We start from the raw sequence: 1009 nt of genomic DNA, 5'->3' as shown, positions 1-1009 counted from the left end.
GCGTGGCCGCCGTCGCCAATGACTTTGAAGCCCTGGCGAACGTGCACAATTTAGTCGTTGGCGCCTCAGATGGTGTCAACACCACCAACATTAACGTCACCCTCACTGAGCTTGATGTCAATGAAGCGCCTGAGTTCACCCCACCCGTGGGCGAAACCAGCTACAACTTTACGTATTTTGAAAACAGCAGCGACAGCACTGTGATTGGTACTGTGTCTGCGACCGATCCGGAAGGCACGCCAGTGACCTACAGTATCGTCAGCGGCAATGACGACGCTTGGTTTGAGATTGATCCCGTGACCGGTGTTATCAGCTTGACCCCAGCGGGCGTGGCCGCCGTCGCCAATGACTTTGAAGCCTTGGCGAACGTGCACAATTTAGTCGTCGGCGCCTCAGATGGCGTCAACACCACCAACATTAACGTCACCCTCACTGAGCTTGATGTCAATGAAACGCCTGAGTTCACTCCACCCGTGGGCGAAACCAGCTACAACTTTACGTATTTTGAAAACAGCAGCGACAGCACTGTGATTGGCACCGTCAATGCCATCGATCCGGAAGGCACGCCAGTGACCTACAGCATCGTCAGCGGCAATGACGACGCTTGGTTTGAGATTGACCCCGTGACCGGTGTCATCAGCTTGACCCCAGCGGGCGTGGCCGCCGTCGCCAATGACTTTGAAGCCCTGGCGAACGTGCACAATTTAGTCGTCGGCGCCTCAGATGGCGTCAACACCACCAACATTAACGTCACCCTCACTGAGCTTGATGTCAATGAAACGCCTGAGTTCACTCCACCCGTGGGCGAAACCAGCTACAACTTTACGTATTTTGAAAACAGCAGCGACAGCACTGTGATTGGCACCGTCAATGCCATCGATCCGGAAGGCACGCCAGTGACCTACAGCATCGTCAGCGGCAATGACGACGCTTGGTTTGAGATTGACCCCGTGACCGGTGTCATCAGCTTGACCCCAGCGGGCGTGGCCGCCGTCGCCAATGACTTTGA

The 1009-nt window shown here is 55.5% G+C and carries 1 protein-coding gene; it reads left to right on the top strand.

The window, feature by feature from the left end:
- Nucleotides 1–1009: cadherin repeat domain-containing protein (locus H5114_RS20220; protein ID WP_182723884.1), on the top strand; the 1009-nt coding region annotated here is incomplete at both ends.

This window comes from Shewanella sp. SR43-8, assembly GCF_014163775.1.
Taxonomy (GTDB): Bacteria; Pseudomonadota; Gammaproteobacteria; order Enterobacterales; family Shewanellaceae; genus Shewanella; species Shewanella vesiculosa.
Note: the sequence above shows the minus strand (reverse complement) of the source record. Positions and strands in the feature narration are given on the sequence as shown.